The organism is Acinetobacter sp. P1(2025), assembly GCF_051390655.1.
Taxonomy (GTDB): domain Bacteria; phylum Pseudomonadota; class Gammaproteobacteria; order Pseudomonadales; family Moraxellaceae; genus Acinetobacter; species Acinetobacter junii.
The window spans coordinates 13,752-33,706 of record NZ_JBPKBJ010000039.1 but is presented as its reverse complement, the minus strand read 5'-3'; the positions used below and the strand labels follow the sequence as shown (position 1 = coordinate 33,706).

Sequence of the window (19,955 nt, the reverse complement as noted above, 5' to 3'; positions counted from 1 at the left end):
AATGATTTCTTCTTGGTCTACGTGCCATAAAATACTCCATATATTGATGTTTATAACATCATTTGGGGAGCAAAATATCACTTATAAGTGTTGTTCAAATTTCCTGATCCACCTCTAACAATGCCTAGTAGCGCACACGATGAATTCATTTATTAAGTTTTATTTAATAATTATTAATTATAAGCAGCCATACTTTATGATTGAAAATGACTTATTTTCTCAGAGAAACTACAAGTAGCTTAATGTTCTAATAATAAAAAAAAGGTGGTTAAAACCACCCTTTTCTTCCTTTAATCACTGCATCTGCACAGCGTAAAGCTTCTTGACTTAACCCCCACAAACGATAATCTCCTGTTGCGGAGGTAATATTAAAATTATGCGTATAAGCAAAACTAAGCTCTCGATCTGAATCACACCAAGCACCAGAACCATTAAAGCCGACATGTCCAAAGCCATGTGGTGCACGTTTACCCATCGTCAAAATACGATGATAACCTAAACGCCAGTGCATCGGAATTGGCATAACACGATCTCGTGAAGTGGTTTGAATTGTACTTAACTGCTCAAATACACCTGGGCGAATCAGTTGCTGATTATTCCATTGTCCTTTATTTGCAAGCATTGCATAGACTCTAGCAAGGCTATTCGCTGTGAATACGCCATTTGCTGCTGGAATAACAGCTTGCAATCCTTCATCACTATAAAAACTAAAATTCCGCATACCTTTTGGAATCATGGCATCCTGAAAATCTTGCGGGCTTTGACCAAATAATTCTAATAATTTTTCAGACAATGAGGCTTTACGTGGTTGCTTGTCTTTTTTGGAATGAGGTTTAGCTGATGTTGCAGGTTTCGGCCTTTCCAATAAGCGAGCCACTCGACTTAATTCACTAGTCGGAATTCCAAAATAAGCACCATCTAATTCAAGAGGTTGGACTAGATAACGTTGCATCAACCAACTTAAAGGTTGCTTGGCTGCTTTCTCTATTACACCACCAAGAATCCATCCATAGGTTAATGGTTGATAAGCATAACTTTGTCCTGCTGCAAATCTCGGTGTCGCAGCAGCTACAACATCTAACATATGTTGCCAATCGAGCATTTCTGTTGCGGTCTCGATGAGATTACGAATATCAAATAAACCAGTTTGATGCGAAAGGACATGACGTAAGGTAATATTTTCTTTACCGTTTTGAGCAAACTCAGGCCAATATTTTGCAATTGGCTTATCATAGTCTAATAGACCTTCACTGACCAAGATATGTGCAAGAGTCGCTAGAATCCCTTTGCCCGTTGAATAACACATTGCTAAAGTATCAGCTTGCCAAGCTACATTTTGTGATTTCTTACCAGTAAAAATATCAACAACTTTTTGACCTTGGAAATACACAACCAAAGCAGCTCCGCCTTCATGGCTTCGAGCATCTTGGAATCGGCTAAATTGAGTCGCTAAATCTTTGAATCGTTCATCAACTGTGCCATGGTAGTTTTCAGTATTGGCAAAAAGAAATTCTTTAATCAAAGCACACATCCTTATAATATTATTTTTAAGAAAATCTCTCCTGCGAACAGAAGAGATAGATCTCAATGAAAATTACATCTTAAATTGCTTTTACAGTCCCAGCGACATGAGGTTTTTTCGATTTCACATTACGAATCAAGAAATCAGTTTGCTTAGCATCTGTAGCAGTTAAAAATTCAACTGTAGATGGTAAGAACATAGGCAATTTAAACCATACATCAGCTTCATAAGCATCTGGAAGTTGAACGTTCGCCAAAGCTTTTGCTTTACTCCACATCCCGTGCGCAATGGCTTGTTTAAAACCAAATGCTTTTGCTGTAACAGCATGGATATGAATCAAGTTAAAATCGCCAGAAATCATCGCATAACGACGACCTGTATTTTCAGAGATATTCCATTCAGCTTGAGGTTGATATGAAGGTTCTTGAGCTTCTTTAGATTTTTCAGCAGCTTTTTTCTCAACCTTTTGACGAGATAAATAAGTCGTTAAGCTTTCCATCACCACTTCGCTACCTACTTTTGCAGTCGTGATAAAATCAAACTGCAAACCTTTATCGTGTGGTTTAAGCTCACCAAATTTGCAAGAAAGCGTAATTTGCTCATTCACACCGATTTTGCGAGTTTGTTTAATTTGGTTACGGATATGAACCAAACCCAAAATTGCAAATGGAAATGCTTCACTGGTCATCATATGCATTTGTAAGCTTTGAGATAACACAGCTAAGTAAATTGCTGGTACGAAACCATCATTTTTGAAACCACAAATTTCGTTATAGCTTTCTAAATGTTTCGTATCAATTTTAAGAGTATCAACCACGTATTCAACTTGTGGTAATACTTTTTCGCCTTTTGGCTTTTTAAAGATAAGACCTTGAATAACTTTTGGATAAGCTAAGTAAGGCTTTGGTAATTCACTAAAATGACGAGTATTCATAGTTAACCTTTTGATATTTTTCTATAAAAAAGGGATGCTATCGCACCCCTCTTCAAAACCCTAATGCTTAAGCACCTAGTAAGCTTTGACCACATACACGCACAACATTACCCGTTACGCCTGTTGAACCCGTTGATGCAAACCATGCAATCGCTTCAGCTACATCGACTGGTTGACCACCTTGGTTCATTGAGTTCATACGACGACCCGCTTCACGAATCGCAAATGGAATCGCAGCTGTCATTTGAGTTTCAATGAAGCCTGGTGCTACAGCATTGATCGTAATACCGTTCTTCAAAGTTGGTGCAGTAAATTTAACCAAGCCAATTACACCTGCTTTAGAAACAGCATAGTTCGTTTGACCTAGGTTACCAGCGATACCACTGATAGATGATACACAAACGATACGACCATTTGCATTTAAACCATCATTAGATAGTAAGTAATCATTAACACGCTCGATAGCAGATAAGTTAATGTTAATCACTAAATCCCAAAGCTCAGGCTTCATATTCGCCAAAGTTTTGTCACGTGTAATACCAGCATTGTGAACAATCACATCCAAACCGCCCTGCTTCGCAGCAGCAGTTTTGATTTTTTCACCTGCATCAGCAGCAGTAATATCGATTGCTAATACTGACCCACCGATAGAACCAGCAACACGCTCTAAGTCAGCTTGTTGTTGTGGAACATCTAAACAAATTACATGCGCGCCGTCACGTGCCAGTACATTTGCAATCGCTTCTCCGATACCACGGCTTGCACCAGTAACTAAAGCAGTTTTACCTGCTAAAGGTTTAGCCCAATCTAGGTCAACATTATCTGCTTTAGATACACGAATCACTTGACCAGAAACGTATGCTGAACGAGGAGAAATTAAGAAACGTAAAGTTGATTCAAGATTTGCTTCAGCGCCTTGATCAACATAAACCACTTGAGCAGTGATACCTTTTTTGAATTCTTTACCAACAGACTTGATAAAACCTTCAAGTGCACGTTGCGCAATCGCTTGTTTTACAGTCTTAGCTGTTTCAGGTGTTGTACCAATCACAATCACACGGCCAGAATTTGAGATTTGACGAGCGATTGGGTTAAAGAAGTTGTACAACTCTTTTAATTGTTCTGAATTTTGGATACCAGAAGCGTCGAATACAACTGCTTTAAATTTAGACTCTTTATCATCTGCATTTAAAGGGCGAAGATTTAAACCAACTTTTGCAGCAGTTTGTTGTAATTCAACATTATTACCTACATAGCTGTCTGCATGGATATTGCTAAGGATTTGAGCAATAGAAGCAGAAATCGTGCTTGAAGGTGCTGCGCCAAGCAATACTGCACCATTTACAACTGGTTGCGCACTTTCAAAACGGTCTAGAGCAGCTGGCGATGGCAAACCTAAATTTTTTACAACAAATTTACCCAAAGGAGATTGTGTAAATGCTTGGTATTGATCAGTCATGATTATTATCTCTCATACAAATGAATTTTTTTCAAACATTTATGACGTGTTAACCTTAGAACACAAAATCAATGTCTGATTGACTCGTAGCAAATCATACTTGAGTTCATGTCATGATGTCTTGACCTGAATGTGGTCTAAAGCGTCATTCTAGTCAATACAGCAGTATTTGAAATATGCTAATGTTATAGTGAGAATATCGCAATTATGCTTGGAAAAGCCTTATGAGCAAAACAACTCAAGAAAATCCAGCAGTCGAAAATTCTGCTCAAGAGAATGTGTCAAATACATCAAAAGCAACTTCTACTACACGTAAAGCTGCTAACACAACTCCTAAAGCAGCTAATACGACAACTAAAACGACTCGTACTCGTTCTACCAGTCGTAGTTCTAAAAGCACTGCTTCTTCTACATCTACTAAAGCAGCTTCAGCTAAAACAACCAAACCTTCTGTTCAACAGGATAAAACCATGAGCCAAAACACCGTTCGTCGTGTAGCCATTATCGGCGGTAACCGTATTCCTTTCGCTCGCTCTAACGGCGCATATTTCACAGCTTCAAACATCGATATGTTTACAGCTGCGTTAAACGGTTTGGTTGAGCGTTTCAACCTACAAGGCCAACGCTTAGGTGAAGTTGTTGCAGGTGCAGTATTAAAGCACAGCCGTGACTTCAATATGACACGTGAGTGTGTGTTAAATACTCAACTTGCTCCTGAAACTCCAGCTTGTGATCTTCAACAAGCTTGTGGTACTGGTTTGCAAGCAGCATTCCAAGTAGCAAACAAAATTGCTTTAGGTCAAATCGAAGTAGGTATCGCTGGTGGTGTTGATACAACATCTGACGCTCCAATCGCTTTCGGTGATGGTTTACGTAAAGCATTGCTTGAACTTAACATTGCTAAAACTGGTAAAGATCGTTTAAAAGCTTTATCTAAAATCAACGTTAAAGATCTTATGGATGCACCTAAAAATGGTGAACCACGTACTGGTTTATCTATGGGTGATCACCAAGCAATTACTGCTCTTGAGTGGGGTATTGCTCGTGAAGATCAAGACGCTTTAGCTGCTGCTTCTCACCAAAAAATGGCAAAAGCATACGAAGAAGGTTTCTTCGATGACTTAATTACTCCTTTCTTAGGTTTAAGCCGTGACAACAACTTACGTGCTGACTCTACTGCTGAGAAATTAGCAAAATTAAAACCAGTATTTGGTAAGGGCGAAGCTGCAACGATGACAGCGGGTAACTCTACTCCACTTACTGATGGTGCTTCATGTGTACTTTTAGCTTCTGAAGAATGGGCTAAAGCAAATGGTCACGAAGTTCTAGCTTACTTAACTTTCTCTGAAACAGCTGCAGTTGATTTCGTTGGGAAGAAAGAAGGCTTATTGATGGCGCCTGCTTATGCAGTTCCACGTATGCTTGAGCGTGCTGGTCTTAAACTTCAAGATTTCGACTACTATGAAATCCATGAAGCATTTGCATCACAAGTTCTTTCTACTTTGAAAGCTTGGGAAGATGAGAAATTCTGTAAAGAGCGTTTAGGTTTAGATGCACCTTTAGGTTCAATTGATCGTAGCAAGTTAAACGTTAAAGGTTCTTCTTTAGCTGCTGGTCACCCATTCGCTGCTACTGGTGGTCGTATCATCGCGACTGCTGCGAAAATCTTAAACCAAAAAGGTTCAGGTCGTATCTTAGTTTCGATCTGTGCTGCTGGTGGTCAAGGTGTAACTGCTATTATTGAAAAATAATTGCTAGATTACCCACAAAAAAGCTGAATCATTTGATTCAGCTTTTTTTATACTACTATTCATAAGGACATATTGGCTTATCTTGGTCTTTGAAATTTCACATAATAATCATTCAAAATTTTGATCATTTCTTTGAACTCTTTGAGATTTTCTTCTGTATTCCCCAAGCGTTCTATAAAACGTTGCGAATGAATTTCTAAATCAATTTTTTCATTTATCTGTGGACTGATTTCAAACAACTTTGCCAAATCATCAAAGTGATCTAATTTTCGATTTGAAAAATACTCCAGACGAAAACACAGTTCATTCAGTTTTACACCCTTCAATATAGCACCACACTCCTTATCAAAGGTTAAAGCATGCTCTTTCAAAAACAATTGTTCTGGTGTCTCTTTTGAGCTTTTGAATAAACTAGATAACTGCCTAAACATTAGTTGATCACATCACAATATTTACTAAAGTATTTAAGCTGCAAAACAATCATGAGTGCAACAACCAAATGATAAAAAAGCACCTTCTTGAAGGTGCTTTTTCAATATTTATTGTCCGTACTGTTTCTTTAGATACTCAACAATTTTAGCTGATTCAAACATTTTCACACCCGTGTTCGGATCAACCAAATATGGAACCTGAATATCACGCCCCATGATTTCAACAGTCTTTTCACGCTTACCATTTGGTAGTGGAATATATTTCCCTGGTTTTAAACGCAAAATCGCAGGACCCATATCTTGCCAACGCTCTTTCGGCACATTGTGCAACACATAAGGCAATTCTAATTCACATAATACTTCACGTACTAAACGCGTATACGGACTAGCTTCAAAACTCCATAACTCTAAAAGCTCCGTTGGCGCTGGGCGATTAATAATTTTCTTATTAATCCAAACACCACGAGCTGCATTTGCAACAGTAGCCAAAGTCGATACATACGGCAATTTAGGATAATGACTATATTTTTTTGGAGTTTGTCCCGTTTTTCCATAATGCTTAAATAAATGATGAATAATGTCTTGTGATTCGTATAACTGATCACCTGTATTTTCATCAATTAAAAATGGAAACTGCTTTTTCCCACCTTTTTGCTTTACGATTTGACGGTATTTTTCACCACCTTTCGGACATGGATAGATTTCAACATCCAAATTCAGAAGCGTAATAACTTCACGAACACGTCGGCAAAATGGTGAACCCTCAAATTCGTATAGCTTGATTGGTTTTTCAGGCTGATTCGGAAATGGTGTTCCTGACACACCACGCCCACCTTCGATAAGTGTTGCAGCTACTGATTGTAAAACTTTAAACTGATGGCTCACCATTTTAAGCATACTGTTATCCTTTTAGCAGTCGACTAGTTTTTCTTTGGCAATCACAATTCCGTTATTATCTGCATAGATATAATCGCCAGAATTAATGGTCACACCACCAAAATACAATGTGATGTCTACTTCACCTATGCCCTTACGATTACTTTTTTGCGGTATTGCAGCCAATGCATGCACACCCAGGTCTAATTCCGCAATTGCATCGACATCACGTACACAACCGTAAATTACCACCCCATTCCAATGGTTTTTTACAGCCGAATCAGCAATTAAGTCCCCCATCAAAGCACAACGCATTGATGCACCCCCATCAACAACCAAGACTTTACCCGTACCATCGGTCGCTAAAAGTTCTTTAACACGAGAGTTATCTTCATAACATTTAACGGTAACGATCTGACCGCCAAACGTCTTACGTGCGCCGTAGCTCTTAAAAAATTTACCATCCATGCAAGGTGTTACAACTTGCAACTCTTTATCTGGATTATCATCTAATAAGTCACAGGTAACGAAAGGTACTGTTGTCACAAAAGTTCTCCTTTATTGGGTCTGCTGAATCGCTAAATTATCATATAGTTTAAATGCTGCTGTTTGTGTTTGAGCCGCAATCACCATAGTATGCGCCAATTGTTCTGCACTGATAGGCTTATATTTAAACGGCTTAGTCCACGTTTTTTCTACAAGCTTAAACAGTGTTTGCGCTGTATCTTCCAATAAACGAACTTCGCTGCGTTTTCCAATCAACAAAGAAGGCTGAAAGATCGATAACTTATAAATTGACAATTTTTTCAAATAATCTTCTAACTGACCTTTTACCTTATTGTAAAAAATCGGCGAATTAGCATTCGCTCCAAGCGCACTAATAATTAAGAGATGAATGTTTTTATCTTGAATTAAATCTGCAAAATGCGCATTAATTTCATAATCAATTGCATAAAATTTATCTTTAGAACCAGCATGTTTGATCGTACTTCCCAAACAGCTAAAAGCATGGGTAAAACCATTTACATCTTCGTCATTAAGTAATAAAAAATCTTCAAGAACGAACTGAGTCACTTTAGTATAAGCATCTAATTTATCAGTTTTTTTACGAACAACCACCGTGATTGATTCAAAGTCATCAGACGATTGTAATTGTTCAATCAAAGCCAAACCGACTAAACCTGTCGCACCAATAATAATTGCCTTCTTCGCACCTATTTTCATTTTTATTTCGCTCAAGTTATCACTTGGACTAATGTAACGTTTTCTTGCAAGATAATCACCTGTTAAATGTACTTAAAAGTATCACAAGGCTTGACTTCGGGGCGTAGTTTCCTCAAAATATGGCACTTGTTTACGGGCTGGTGAATGTTGCTAATATTTTATTGGTTTTAACTTCAGCCCGCCCAGACCAACTTATTTTCAAGGAGTGCACGAGTGGCAAACTCTGCTCAAGCTAAAAAACGTGCTCGTCAAAACGTTAAAGCACGTAAACACAACGCAAGCTTGCGTTCTATGGTTCGTACTTACATCAAACGTACTGTAAATGCGATCGCTGCTGGTGATTATGCTGTAGCTTCTGAAGCTTACAAAACAGCTGTACCTGTAATCGACCGTATGGCTGACAAAGGCATCATCCACAAAAATAAAGCTGCTCGTCACAAGAGCCGCTTAAACGCTCAAATTAAAGCATTAGCTAACTAATTTGTTGCACATAAAAAAGCCCGATTTTCGGGCTTTTTTATTATCTCTTGATTTTCAAATTTTATCAAAATGGAAAGAGGCAGAGCTACCACCCCTTTCTTTTGTATAAGCTATTCGTTTAATCCAAATACTTTTGTCGTTAATGCTAAATTCTTAGCCGTTAGACCTGAAAGAATCAAACTATTATTAGCAGATGGAATCGTCCATTTCTGGTTAGCTCCTCCTGTGCAACGATAGCGAATTAAGCGTGCACGATTATTCGTCAGATAGCCACCTTCCAAATCGAAGCATTGATTAGCCTGCTTAATCGCTTGAGCACTCATATCAGTAGTCCAAACTTGATTAGCTTGGTTGTTACTGCAAGGCTGTAAATTAATTACATTACCCGAAGTAGTTGCTAAGCATTGATCTATATATTTTTTGCTGTGAATTTTTCCTAATGCATCGTAAACCCATTTTTCTGAGTCATCGCCTATACAACCCGAAGCACCACTAATAAATGCATTGAATTGACCATTTTCAAGTTTTTCAGCTTTCAAACAATTTGTTCGATTTATTAAACTCATCGCAGAGCCTAAATTAAAATCACTTTTCAGTTCTAGCTTATCTAGAAAAGCATGAAAAGCGTTAACTGCATCAGCATTTAGATTCACTAAATCAGAGCGATATACATTCATCCAGCGATTCAAACGATACAGCGTGTTTTGCTGTTGGGTATAACGATTCATTTCGTTCTGCGCTGCAATCGAAAGCTGATCTTTGAATTTTTGATATGAATCGAACAACAATTTATTATCAGCTGACAAATTCACCACGGGTCTTGTAGCATTTTCCAAAAGAGCTTGCTCAAGTACCGGAAGTTCAATTTGTTTTAATGCTGAATACCCAACGTTTTTACCAATTTCTGCATAAGGTGAAATTTGTACATTGTTTGCTGGAATCATTATTGTTGAAAGTAAAACTGCTTTTTGATTGGCTTTTCTACAATACAAACCTACTTGCTGTGGTGATTCACTTTGAGCCACATTAATATGGAACTTATTGGCATTACTATTCGTATTCATACGTTGAGGTGCTAGAGCAATATTTTGCTCATTTGATGCAAATCGAATATTTAACCAACAACTTGCCGTAGAATCATTTGGATTGATTTGAGGCAAGTTAAACACATTACCCCAATTCCCTCTTGCAGCTGGATAAATTAAACCCACTTGATTTACAGGATCATATCCACCCAGAATCGTATAAACAGGAACACCGAATAATCTTGGCTTTAAGTAATTCCCATCAGCTGTGTTGTACCAAACATTTCCAGAGTTCGGTACTTTGGGCTGTGCAACTTCCATAGCTCGTGTTGTAGCATTCCACTTTTTATAACCAGTTGGTGAGTTTTTATCCCAGACATAACGATCAAAGGCAGGTTGAATCTTGAGATACGTGCTATAGCCTGTGTAATGTGTATATTTCGAAATCGAACTCGCAGTCGAACCGCCAGACATCGCATCCCAACCATAAGCATACTTATTTAAAAAGTTTGGAACGCCATTACTACCATCTCCAAGATTTGTCGATGTCCAATTGAGATTACCACGCATTTTATTTCTAAAGGCGATATATCCCCAGCCACTATCTGCATGATGTGCAGCCCAAAACATATTATTATTCACGGAACCGGGATAATGCCCCAAACCATAGTGATGTCCAATCTCATGACTAAACTCATTACCTACAGAGTCAATCAGTGTTAGCATTCCATTACCACCACTCAATCCATGCGTGACGTCACCATTACTGTATTTACCGCGAGCATGATGTGTAACTACACTTTGTGTCAGTTGAGGCTGTTCTTGACTCGCCATAGAGGCACTGGTAATTCCCCAATTTGCTAGATTAATACCTACCCCAAATGTTGACTTTGCCGTATTTTCGCGCATATCACCACTATAGACATCACCAGTCGTTACACTGGCAGCATCATAAATTACACCACTAGCAACCATGACTTTATCTAGTTTTAAATCGTCATATTTGGTGACAATCATTCGAGCAGCTGGAATAGTCTGAAAATAATCTGTTCCTGCTTTTGCTGGTTCTAACAGCATATAGTGACCGTTAGACTGAGGTGGATCGGCAAGTAATCCCAAACGAATATTTTGCACAACTAACTCACCTGGAGCGGCAAAATCAATATCTATCTCTGCTAAGTCACCACTACGATTAGTTAAGGGATCAATAATTCGAATATGCAAACCAGCTTTAACTTCATTCCAATTCAAAGCAGTACTCCAAGCACGTTTTGAATAGTTCACCAGTGGTCGTCCATCATTATTTGATTGATCAGATGCTGCCAAACGAGATGGATCATCCAAATCTACCGTTCTCAGCAATTGATTGCCCTGATAAATTTCAGCTTTTAAAGATTGAATATTCCCCATCTCGATTAATGGTGTCACTAATAAAAGTGCCTCTTTCTCAGAGGTTAAACGAGGCATGTAATCTTTTTCATTATTTTTTGGATTAACCACATGACTTTGAGCAAATTGAATCATAGCTGAAAAGCTTCCATTCAAATCATTCCTCAAAGTACGAGCTAAACCTAATTTATCGTAATCATAAAAACCAAGAACCGTATCATCGATAACATCTTTTGTTGGCTCAGGGTATTTTTCAGAAAAAGATGGATGAGAATCACCCGAACTTCCTGACCCCATATTACTTTCTGTTGATGAAATACCACCACTTCCGCCGCCACAAGCACTCGCCGCCACAAGCACTTAACATTGCTGCAAGAACAGATAATGACAAATATTTAAGTTTTAAATACATCACATTTCCCCCAATAAACCGTAATAAATTATCAATAAAGATAAGTTTATGATTATTAGTTAATATTAATAAAATCATGCATTTAAAAATAATATCATCTTTACTAAAAGATAAAAAATATGAATTTAGAATATCTTAAAATATCTAAAAGATTTAGTTATCGTGATCTAGTCAGCTCTAAGGGTTAGTTATTTTTCTTTAAAATCTTTAATTAATAATTCTTGTTTTTGACCACGCCAAATCCACTTTAACTTGCTATTTGCAAAATCCTCACCCTCAAACCAAACAAATAATCCCTCCATCATATCTGGCCAGTCTGATTGTTGAATTTCTGTTTGACCTGAAATGACAGCTACAATTGCAGCCAAAATAGTGTCATGACTAACAGCAATACTTAAACCATTTTGATGTGTTGGATGTGTATGATAAAGCAACTCAAGTACATCAAATACACCTGTAATAGGGTGCTTCATGCCAGGCAAAGCATTATTCACAAAACTGTTGATAAACCCCAATGCACCCTGTTTACGAAAATATGGTGCAGCTTGTTGAATGTCTAATACAAAACTACCTGGCTCAACCAATAATCGCTGTTCAACAATCTCTATCGTATGAGTGTTTTCACCCTTACGTAACTGATCAGCACCTTCAATCATTAAGGCTGCCGTATCAACACATCGTTGGATAGGACTAGAAATACAGTGATGTATAGCTCGATCTGTATTTTGTATGAGATATTGCCCCCAAGCATATGCAAGCTCTCGCCCTTGCTCAGTCAACTGCAAATCATAACCAGCAAATCCCTGTCCATTGACAAGTTCTCGTAATGAATGACGTGTAAATAAGGTGACTGGCGTTGAAGTGTCTGGCAATAAATCCACAGCTTCAAACATACTTTTAGGCAATAAATGTAGCGCCATAATATTTATGTAATATAAAAATTTAACCCACTATAACATGGGTAATATAACTCTCAATCTAAAATCCCAGAATGCTGTAATGCTTCATATGCAATTTTTTTGCAGTACTGATCTTTAAATGCGATAAAGCCACCATTAAGAACAGTATCTCGCTGATTATACAAAAATGGCTTAGCTTCTAGAGTCAGTAGACCACCACCAATGCTTTCTAATAACGATTGACCTGAACTCGTATCCCATTCCGATGTTGGATGAAACCGTGGATAAATATCAATATCACCTTCAAGCATCATACAAAACTTATAGGCACTACCAGCTTCACGTCGCTCAACAGCACGATGTTTAAGTAATGGTTGAATAAAATTTTGATATTTAGGATTTTTACTGTTGTGACTTAATCCAATTTGGAGAGGCGTATTTAAGTCATGTTCTTCTATTTTGTATTGAAACCATTCATTACGGCTAAAACTGTATTTATAAGGAAGTTGATTGCGATAACCGATATACATGACCTGTTCACAAGGCACTGCAATAATCGCAAAAGTTGTCTGATGGTCTTCGATCAAACTTAAATTAGTCGTAAATTCATCACGCTCATGTATAAACTCTTTCGTTCCATCTAGTGGATCAAGCATCCAACATTTTTTCCATGACTTACGCTCAGAATAATCACTCTCTTCAGATAAGACAGGTAATTGCGGTGTTATCGTTGCCAAATGCTTGAGTAGAAAATGATTTACCTTTAGATCAGCTTGAGTCACAGGAGAATCATCACTTTTTTCCTGAATATTAAACTCGCAACCAGCACAATAACTTTGGTATTCTTCCAACAATATTTGACTAGCCTGCGCCATAATTGGAACAAGTTGCATAATCAAGTCATCTTGTGGAGCGAGCGTTTTTATAAACATAGACCAACCTTATGTCATATTCAGATTTACAGCAAAAGCCTATTGCCATGTTCGACATGGATGGCACATTACTCGATTTAGCCTTTGATGATTTTATTTGGAATCAGTGTCTACCTGAACGCCATGCTCAAGTACATCAATGCACTCTAGAACAGAGTAAACAGACACTATTTCAATTTTACCAACAACATAAGCATACACTATCTTGGTATTCTTCTGCGTACTGGACTACAAAAGTTGGAGTAGATGTTTTGCAACTCCAATACGAGCATCGAGAAAAAATCAAAGCGCGTTCCGGTTGCTTTGAATTATTAGAACAACTCAAACAAAAAGGCTATCGTTGTTGGTTACTGACTAACGCGGATAAAGCAGGATTACAGCTAAAACTTGAAAATGTTGCACTGAGCCCTTACTTTGAACTTATGATTAGTAGTGAAGAATTAGGATACGCAAAAGAAGATGTTTCTTTTTGGCGTGAACTTCAGCAACTGCATCCATTTGATCCAACGAAAGCAATTTTTATTGATGATACAGTTGCCGTATTGAAAGGTGCAGAAAGTTTTGGAATTTCAAAACTATTTAGCATAGTACAACCATCAAGTAGCAAAGCTGCAAGGAATTCCAATGAACTTCCTTACCCCGCACTTGATGAACTCACTGATTTATTTGATTGTCTAGAAACCCATTTACAGGTAACAGATGCCAAAACAGCATGAACCAGAAAGCATGGAAGCCATGCGAATTGATAAATGGCTTTGGGCTGCTCGTTTCTTCAAAACACGCTCCATCGCAAAAGCAGCCATTGAAGGTGGTAAAGTTCATCACAATAATGAACGCGTCAAAGTATCCAAAGATGTTCGGGTTGGAATGGAACTGACCATTCAACAAGGATTTGACAAGAAAACTGTCATCGTCAAAGCCCTATCGTCTATACGTGGCGGTGCTCCTATGGCTCAGTTACTCTATGAAGAAACAACTGAAAGTATTGAGCGTAGAGAGTTGCATGCATCGCAACGAAAATTGCATAATCTAGCCCGACCTGATCATCGACCAAGCAAAAAAGATCGTCGTGATATCAATCGTTTTAAACAAGAAAATGTTCAATCATGGTCTTATCATGATGAGTAATTTTTTCTAATTTAAGGTGCGTCATCTTGTGTCGTATTGACGCAGGTCAGATGTAGAATAAACAACTAGAATCTGCCACTATACTCAAGTCCCAACAAGTTGAGATTCAATACATCCACTTGGGTTAGTCGTTAAGAATATAAAGTTTTGAGGTTTTGAGATGGATGATAATAAAAGTAAAGCGTTACAAGCTGCGTTAAGCCAGATTGAAAAACAATTTGGCAAAAACACTGTGATGCGCTTAGGTGACAATACTGTACAAGCAGTTGAAGCTGTATCTACAGGGTCATTAACACTAGATATCGCTTTAGGTATTGGTGGATTACCGAAAGGTCGTATTATTGAGATTTATGGTCCTGAATCATCTGGTAAAACAACAATGACATTGCAAGCAATTGCTCAATGTCAAAAAAATGGTGGTACTTGTGCATTCATCGATGCTGAACATGCGCTTGATCCACAATATGCACACAAATTAGGCGTTGATATTGACAACCTACTAGTCTCTCAACCCGACAATGGTGAACAAGCGCTTGAAATCGCAGATATGCTCGTTCGTTCAGGTGCAATTGATTTAATCGTTGTCGACTCAGTTGCAGCATTAACACCAAAAGCTGAAATTGAAGGCGAAATGGGTGACTCTCATATGGGCTTACAAGCTCGTTTGATGAGCCAAGCATTGCGTAAAATCACTGGTAACGCAAAACGCTCTAACTGTATGGTGATCTTCATCAACCAAATTCGTATGAAAATTGGTGTGATGTTTGGTAGTCCAGAAACAACCACAGGTGGTAATGCACTTAAATTCTATGCGTCAGTGCGCTTAGATATCCGTCGTATTGGACAAGTTAAAGAAGGCGATGAAATCGTTGGTTCTGAAACTAAAGTCAAAGTTGTAAAAAACAAAATGGCACCTCCTTTCCGCGAAGCAGTATTCCAAATCATGTACGGTAAAGGAACTAATCAACTAGGTGAGTTAGTAGACCTCGCCGTACAACAAGATATTGTTCAAAAAGCGGGTGCATGGTACTCATACCAAGGCAACAAAATCGGACAAGGTAAAAACAACGTAATTCGTTATTTTGAAGAGAATTCGAAAATAGCTGCTGAAATTGAGAAGGTTGTTCGCGAGCAATTACTCACCAAAAACAATCCTGAAGCAGCACCTACAGAAGATGTAGAAGAACCAGATTTTTTAGAAAGTTAAACTGAAACGCCCTTCGGGGCGTTTTTCTTTCATGAGGATATAAAACTTGTTTAATTCTGAGAAAACAGAAAAACCTAAAACACTCACAGGTCAAAGACTTCGCTCTTATGCATTTGCCTTACTGACTCGTCGCGATTATTCGCAAGCAGAACTTATAGCAAAACTAAATCAATATGCGATTAATCCTGATGAAGTTGCAAAACTCGTCGAAGAGCTAGCAGTAAATAACTATCAAAGCGATCAACGTGTTGCTGAGCAAACCTTAGCTAGTCAAATACGCAAAGGAAAAGGTCTACAACGCATAAAACAAGCTTTGAAAGCAAAACAATTAGATGAAGAGCTTATTACAGAAGAATTAAAAGAAGTTGATTGGTTAGAACAAGCATATCAACTAAAAGTCAAAAAATTTGGTACTGAGGTTTCAAAAGATCAAAAGATCAAGGCAAAACAAATTCGATTTTTGCAGTATAGAGGATTTGATATAAGTGTAATTATGAAAGCGATTGCTCGAACGAGCGATGAAGAATAATTGGTGGCAACCCTACCAGCAAGACTCCGGCACATCATAGATCTACTACCGTTGCTACCTTCCGGTCCTGGCGGGGTTCATAGAGTACAATTGCGAAGCTACCAGCAGGGCTACCATTGCCTGACAAAGTATAGAGATTTTTATTGGAGTTGCAAGGCTTGTCTCCATTTTTAATTCAGTTTTTGATTCAACTGCTTAAATCAACACCAACTATGTTTTTTGTCTCGTTGAGAACATTATAATTTGTTTAATGTTTATACAAAACAAAACGTATTTTCTCCAAAAGTGCTTGAAGATTGTAAACACGTATTGCATTTAAATGTGTTGCTGTTTTAATGGCTAAATCTAAAAATGTTTGTTTGGTGTGTCTCAAGTAAAAAACAAAGCTTATTCACCCCACAGCTTTATTTTCAACTTTATGGATGAATTTTCATGCTAAAAAAGCATTCTGCAATTTTTATTGCACTACTTAGCAGTACACATTTGTATGCAAATATTCCTATTGAATCTCGTGCGTTAAGCCAACAATTTAATGACAACACAACTTCAGCACCCGTAAGCACAAATCTAAACTGGGATTTGATTCAGAAAAATCAGAAGCTCGAAGAAGAAGTTCGTAGATTACGTGGTCAATTGGAAGAGCATGAAAACTCTATTGAACTATTAAAGAAAGAATTAGCTAATCGATATACAGACTTAGATCAACGCTTAGAACTTTTATCACAAAAAATTGATCCACCTGAAGAAACAACGGAAGCTACAACAGAGTCAACAGCAGAAGCTGCAGCAGCACCAAAATCAGAACCTCCTTCTCCAGCCAATACAATACAACCAGCCCCCCCTAAAAACACCACTAATTCAACATCTACACCTGTGGTACAGGCAACACAAAATACTGCAACCACGAATACAACAAACGCTCAAATCGAATTAGAAAAAGCTGCATATACCGTTGCTTTAGATGCTTACAAACAAGGTGGAGCAAAAAAAGCGATCCAACCGATGCAAAACTTTATTAAAAATCATCCGAATGGTATTTATGTTGGAAATGCATATTTTTGGTTAGCTGAATTTTATCTAGCTGTAGAGCCTGTTGACTATAAAGCTGCAAAACAGAATTACAATATCGTGGCTACACGTTATCCAAACTCTGCTAAAGCACCAAGAGCGATTTACCAACTGTATAGCATTGCTAAAGAAGTGGACAAAAATACAGCTCTAGCCAATCAGTATAAAAACAAGCTGATAAGCCAATACCCACAAACAGAAGAAGCAAAATTTATTCAGAAGAAGTAATTTAAAACTTTTACCTATAAAAAAACCAGTTCATTTGAACTGGTTTTTTGCTTAAGTCTTATTTAATCTTTGCTTGTGATTTTAGATACTCAGTATAGTCCTCTAAAATCTGCTGACCACGGAACTGCTGATATAACTTCGTTAACTCATTCAACTGTTCTGGTTGTAAAGCACTTGCGGCATTTGTATTCACCGTAGAGACCGCCACAATTACCAACTCATTAGGTAGTTGAGTCGTTGTAACTGACCACATGCCTTCTTTAGTTGGCGCAGGGATACTAAACGCTGCGCGCTCGATAGCACGCTTTAAACCTTGTGAACGAGCAAAAGTACCTGCATCCTCAAAAATAATTTTTGACTTTGCAACAACTTGTGCAGCAGGTTGAGTCTTAAATTCAGCTAAAGTTGATGCGATTTTCGCTTGGGCAGCCTTATATGCTTTTTCCTCAATCACCTTAGCTTTGACTTCAGCAGTTGCTTGAGCAAGTGTCTTGACTCCAGCAGCACGATAATCACGCACCTTGATCCAGATCGTATCACCATTTGCTAATTGAATACTTGATGATGCATTGCGATCACCATTTTTTACATCATCATTAAACAATTTTGCTTTTACATTTAAATCGCTTAAATAAGGATTTTGCGTTGTTAAAGTAACACCTTTAGCAGATTCAACACGAACGCCTTTAACTTCTTGAGCCACGGCATCTAATGAATCATTCCCCACAACCATTTCATTTAGACTATTCACTGTATCGCTAAATAAATTGGCTTGTTTTGTTTTCTGCACTTCAGCAATTAAGCGCGGTTTTTCTGCTTCATACGATGGAATATCAATGGCAGGAGCGTTTGCAGCGATAATATGATAACCGTACTGTGTCTTAATTGGTTTAGAAATCTGACCATTCTTCAAAGAATTAACAGCGTTATCAAAGTCTGCTGAAAACACACCAGGAGCATAAGCTTCAACCAAACCACCTTGTGTTTTAGAAGAAGGGTCTTCTGAAAATTGTGCTGCAGCATCAGCAAATGACATGCCTGACTGAATTTTAGCGTATACATCATTTGCCAATTTCTGAGCTGTCGCTGCATCTCTTGAATCCGTTGTAATCAGAATATGTTTAACTTCTCGCTTCACATCTTTCTGTTGTTTATCAACGAATGCTTTATATGCCTGCTGTAACTCAGCTTCAGAAGGAGCTACATTTGCTTGTGGCAATAATGCTGGTGTTAAAACCACATAATCCACATCAACATTAGCAACCTGTTTAAATTGGTTTTTATGCTTGTTGTAATAATCTGCAATTTCTTGATTAGAAACAGTAATACCCTTTTTGTAATCATCTAACTTAATGCTGGCTAAATGCAAAGTACGTTGTTCTGTTTGTAAATTAGCAAGTTGCTGTAAATCAGATTTGCTTACCAAAGCATAATCCATCAATGTCGATGAAATCATTTTTAAAGCATGGTCTTGACGCAGACTAGCAATCAAGCCTTGATTGGTCATACCAACAGAGCGTAGATAATTTTCATAGAGCTTTTGTGAAAATTGTCCGTTTTCTTGAAAGCTAGGTTGTTGAGCCAACATTTGCTCAAGTTGCGTATCACTTAAGGAAATCCCTAGTTTTTCTGCTTGTTGTTGTAACAAGCTACGAGCAATCAGTGCATCTAATGCTTTTTCTTGAATAAGAGAGAGGTTCAAAAGAGACTCATCACCCTTTACTAAGGATAAATATTGATCTTTATAATTTTTAGTTGCTGTTTCTAATTCTTTATTAGAAATATCTTGGCCATTTACAGATTTTGCAACATCTGCTTTATTGCCTCCACTAAAATATCCTTCAATACCTACAAGCGCTAAAGGGGTCAAAAACAAAACTAGAAGGACTTTGCCAAGCCAACCCTTAATGAGTGTACGAAAAGATTCCATGAGAATTCCAATATTTTATTTCGGGGCAATTTTAACTGAAAAATAAAAGCGAATGAATGCAGAATAAAGCTCAAATCAACTTTTTCATTCGATAAATAAAAAACGCACCCGAGATGGTGCGTTTATTGATTTAAAAAGATTACGCAACTGAATCTTTCAAACCTTTACCTGGTTTAAAACTTGGTACTTTGCTAGCTTTAATTTGTAGCTCTTCACCAGTTTTAGGATTACGACCAGTACGAGCAGCACGCTCTTTAACACTAAAAGTACCAAAACCGACTAAAGTAACCGTATCACCCTTTTTTAGTGCTTCAGTGATCGATGCAATTGTTGCGTCAAGTGCCTTACCAGCATCCGACTTAGATACTCCCCCTTTTTCAGCAATCGCATCAATTAATTCTGATTTATTCATGATAAAAAATATCCTCTTAATATCGTTTGTTAAGATCCAAGGCTATAGTTTAAAAGGCCATGCCGCCTTTATAGCAATGCTTTAGGGGAGAACGCAATACTAGAAAGGCGTTTTAACCA

General features: G+C 37.8%; 18 protein-coding genes, 1 other RNA gene and 1 pseudogene. 7 read left to right on the top strand and 13 right to left on the bottom strand.

All coding sequences use genetic code 11. The features are described from left to right. Nucleotides 1–268 precede the first annotated feature (268 nt). From ACSC97_RS11270 to ACSC97_RS11260, 3 genes are all read right to left on the bottom strand, one after another. Complete coding sequence (locus ACSC97_RS11270) at nt 269–1,522, bottom strand: serine hydrolase domain-containing protein (protein WP_436660982.1); 1,254 nt, start codon at nt 1,520–1,522, stop codon at nt 269–271. A gap of 79 nt (nt 1,523–1,601) precedes the next feature. Beyond that, nucleotides 1,602–2,456 (bottom strand): MaoC family dehydratase, encoded by an 855-nt coding sequence (locus tag ACSC97_RS11265; RefSeq protein ID WP_004962709.1) that lies wholly within the window; start codon nt 2,454–2,456, stop codon nt 1,602–1,604. A 67-nt stretch (nt 2,457–2,523) separates the two neighbouring features. Further along, nucleotides 2,524–3,915: a 3-oxoacyl-ACP reductase gene (locus tag ACSC97_RS11260; RefSeq protein WP_004911977.1), complete on the bottom strand. Its 1,392-nt coding sequence runs from the start codon at nt 3,913–3,915 to the stop codon at nt 2,524–2,526. A gap of 224 nt (nt 3,916–4,139) precedes the next feature. On the opposite strand from ACSC97_RS11260, the gene ACSC97_RS11255 reads away from it, so the two are divergent. Next, a complete protein-coding gene (locus tag ACSC97_RS11255) occupies nt 4,140–5,666 on the top strand; it encodes an acetyl-CoA C-acetyltransferase (RefSeq protein WP_004954925.1) in 1,527 nt (508 codons plus the stop codon). A 77-nt stretch (nt 5,667–5,743) separates the two neighbouring features. Here the strand turns inward: ACSC97_RS11255 and ACSC97_RS11250 are convergent, their stop codons facing one another. From ACSC97_RS11250 to ACSC97_RS11235, 4 genes are all read right to left on the bottom strand, one after another. Further along, complete coding sequence (locus ACSC97_RS11250) at nt 5,744–6,097, bottom strand: hypothetical protein (protein WP_436660979.1); 354 nt, start codon at nt 6,095–6,097, stop codon at nt 5,744–5,746. Nucleotides 6,098–6,205: 108 nt separating this feature from the next. Beyond that, nucleotides 6,206–6,994 (bottom strand): glutathione S-transferase N-terminal domain-containing protein, encoded by a 789-nt coding sequence (locus ACSC97_RS11245; protein WP_004911986.1) that lies wholly within the window; start codon nt 6,992–6,994, stop codon nt 6,206–6,208. A 12-nt stretch (nt 6,995–7,006) separates the two neighbouring features. After that, the gene (rraA, locus tag ACSC97_RS11240; protein WP_004911989.1) at nt 7,007–7,519 is read right to left on the bottom strand and encodes a ribonuclease E activity regulator RraA; all 513 of its coding nucleotides are present in this window, start codon (nt 7,517–7,519) and stop codon (nt 7,007–7,009) included. A gap of 12 nt (nt 7,520–7,531) precedes the next feature. Then, nucleotides 7,532–8,197, bottom strand: coding sequence for a nucleoside-diphosphate sugar epimerase (locus ACSC97_RS11235; protein ID WP_436660976.1), 666 nt, complete (start codon nt 8,195–8,197; stop codon nt 7,532–7,534). A gap of 213 nt (nt 8,198–8,410) precedes the next feature. Between ACSC97_RS11235 and rpsT the strand changes: the two genes are divergently transcribed. Then, nucleotides 8,411–8,677: a 30S ribosomal protein S20 gene (gene rpsT / locus ACSC97_RS11230; RefSeq protein ID WP_004639414.1), complete on the top strand. Its 267-nt coding sequence runs from the start codon at nt 8,411–8,413 to the stop codon at nt 8,675–8,677. Between the two features lie 110 nt (nt 8,678–8,787). Here the strand turns inward: rpsT and ACSC97_RS11225 are convergent. The 3 genes and pseudogenes from ACSC97_RS11225 to ACSC97_RS11215 all read right to left on the bottom strand — a co-directional run bounded on the left by ACSC97_RS11225 (nt 8,788) and on the right by ACSC97_RS11215 (nt 13,334). Then, nucleotides 8,788–11,503, bottom strand: a pseudogene (locus ACSC97_RS11225) (M66 family metalloprotease). Nucleotides 11,504–11,691: 188 nt separating this feature from the next. Continuing rightward, nucleotides 11,692–12,423: a histidine phosphatase family protein gene (locus tag ACSC97_RS11220; RefSeq protein WP_004912000.1), complete on the bottom strand. Its 732-nt coding sequence runs from the start codon at nt 12,421–12,423 to the stop codon at nt 11,692–11,694. 53 nt (nt 12,424–12,476) lie between these two features. Continuing rightward, nucleotides 12,477–13,334, bottom strand: coding sequence for a 3'(2'),5'-bisphosphate nucleotidase CysQ family protein (locus tag ACSC97_RS11215; RefSeq protein ID WP_004912003.1), 858 nt, complete (start codon nt 13,332–13,334; stop codon nt 12,477–12,479). An 11-nt stretch (nt 13,335–13,345) separates the two neighbouring features. Between ACSC97_RS11215 and ACSC97_RS11210 the strand changes: the two genes are divergently transcribed. The 4 genes from ACSC97_RS11210 to ACSC97_RS11195 all read left to right on the top strand — a co-directional run bounded on the left by ACSC97_RS11210 (nt 13,346) and on the right by ACSC97_RS11195 (nt 16,198). Beyond that, nucleotides 13,346–14,050, top strand: coding sequence for an HAD-IA family hydrolase (locus ACSC97_RS11210; protein ID WP_436660973.1), 705 nt, complete (start codon nt 13,346–13,348; stop codon nt 14,048–14,050). Then, complete coding sequence (locus ACSC97_RS11205) at nt 14,034–14,462, top strand: RNA-binding S4 domain-containing protein (RefSeq protein WP_004912009.1); 429 nt, start codon at nt 14,034–14,036, stop codon at nt 14,460–14,462. Before ACSC97_RS11210 ends, ACSC97_RS11205 begins: the two co-directional genes overlap by 17 nt. Before the next feature lie 160 nt (nt 14,463–14,622). Continuing rightward, nucleotides 14,623–15,669, top strand: coding sequence for a recombinase RecA (gene recA / locus ACSC97_RS11200; protein ID WP_436660971.1), 1,047 nt, complete (start codon nt 14,623–14,625; stop codon nt 15,667–15,669). 46 nt (nt 15,670–15,715) lie between these two features. Then, on the top strand, nt 15,716–16,198 hold the full coding sequence (locus tag ACSC97_RS11195) for a regulatory protein RecX (protein WP_233738980.1): 483 nt from the start codon (nt 15,716–15,718) through the stop codon (nt 16,196–16,198). A gap of 10 nt (nt 16,199–16,208) precedes the next feature. Here ACSC97_RS11195 and ffs read toward each other — a convergent pair. After that, nucleotides 16,209–16,305: signal recognition particle sRNA small type (ffs, locus tag ACSC97_RS11190), an RNA gene on the bottom strand. Between the two features lie 325 nt (nt 16,306–16,630). Here ffs and ACSC97_RS11185 point away from each other — a divergent pair. Continuing rightward, on the top strand, nt 16,631–17,494 hold the full coding sequence (locus tag ACSC97_RS11185; protein WP_004954950.1) for a YbgF trimerization domain-containing protein: 864 nt from the start codon (nt 16,631–16,633) through the stop codon (nt 17,492–17,494). Nucleotides 17,495–17,552: 58 nt separating this feature from the next. Here the strand turns inward: ACSC97_RS11185 and ACSC97_RS11180 are convergent, their stop codons facing one another. Together ACSC97_RS11180 and ACSC97_RS11175 are read right to left on the bottom strand one after the other, a co-directional pair. After that, nucleotides 17,553–19,424: a SurA N-terminal domain-containing protein gene (locus ACSC97_RS11180; RefSeq protein WP_004954952.1), complete on the bottom strand. Its 1,872-nt coding sequence runs from the start codon at nt 19,422–19,424 to the stop codon at nt 17,553–17,555. Nucleotides 19,425–19,563: 139 nt separating this feature from the next. Next, nucleotides 19,564–19,836 carry an HU family DNA-binding protein gene (locus tag ACSC97_RS11175; protein WP_004878739.1) on the bottom strand — a complete coding sequence of 91 codons (273 nt, stop codon included), beginning with the start codon at nt 19,834–19,836 and terminating at the stop codon, nt 19,564–19,566. Between the last annotated feature and the right edge of the window lie 119 nt (nt 19,837–19,955).

Bases quoted from the DNA above. Each gene is read 5' to 3' on its own strand.
- ACSC97_RS11265 (WP_004962709.1), bottom strand. From the start codon at position 2,456: ATGAATACTCGTCATTTTAGTGAATTACCAAAGCCTTACTTAGCTTAT.
- ACSC97_RS11220 (WP_004912000.1), bottom strand. From the start codon at position 12,423: ATGGCGCTACATTTATTGCCTAAAAGTATGTTTGAAGCTGTGGATTTA.
- ACSC97_RS11185 (WP_004954950.1), top strand. From the start codon at position 16,631: ATGCTAAAAAAGCATTCTGCAATTTTTATTGCACTACTTAGCAGTACA.
- ACSC97_RS11250 (WP_436660979.1), bottom strand. From the start codon at position 6,097: ATGTTTAGGCAGTTATCTAGTTTATTCAAAAGCTCAAAAGAGACACCA.
- ACSC97_RS11215 (WP_004912003.1), bottom strand. From the start codon at position 13,334: ATGTTTATAAAAACGCTCGCTCCACAAGATGACTTGATTATGCAACTT.
- ACSC97_RS11245 (WP_004911986.1), bottom strand. From the start codon at position 6,994: ATGCTTAAAATGGTGAGCCATCAGTTTAAAGTTTTACAATCAGTAGCT.
- ACSC97_RS11255 (WP_004954925.1), top strand. From the start codon at position 4,140: ATGAGCAAAACAACTCAAGAAAATCCAGCAGTCGAAAATTCTGCTCAA.
- ACSC97_RS11205 (WP_004912009.1), top strand. From the start codon at position 14,034: ATGCCAAAACAGCATGAACCAGAAAGCATGGAAGCCATGCGAATTGAT.
- recA (WP_436660971.1), top strand. From the start codon at position 14,623: ATGGATGATAATAAAAGTAAAGCGTTACAAGCTGCGTTAAGCCAGATT.
- ACSC97_RS11235 (WP_436660976.1), bottom strand. From the start codon at position 8,197: ATGAAAATAGGTGCGAAGAAGGCAATTATTATTGGTGCGACAGGTTTA.
- ACSC97_RS11175 (WP_004878739.1), bottom strand. From the start codon at position 19,836: ATGAATAAATCAGAATTAATTGATGCGATTGCTGAAAAAGGGGGAGTA.
- ACSC97_RS11260 (WP_004911977.1), bottom strand. From the start codon at position 3,915: ATGACTGATCAATACCAAGCATTTACACAATCTCCTTTGGGTAAATTT.
- ACSC97_RS11210 (WP_436660973.1), top strand. From the start codon at position 13,346: ATGTCATATTCAGATTTACAGCAAAAGCCTATTGCCATGTTCGACATG.
- ACSC97_RS11180 (WP_004954952.1), bottom strand. From the start codon at position 19,424: ATGGAATCTTTTCGTACACTCATTAAGGGTTGGCTTGGCAAAGTCCTT.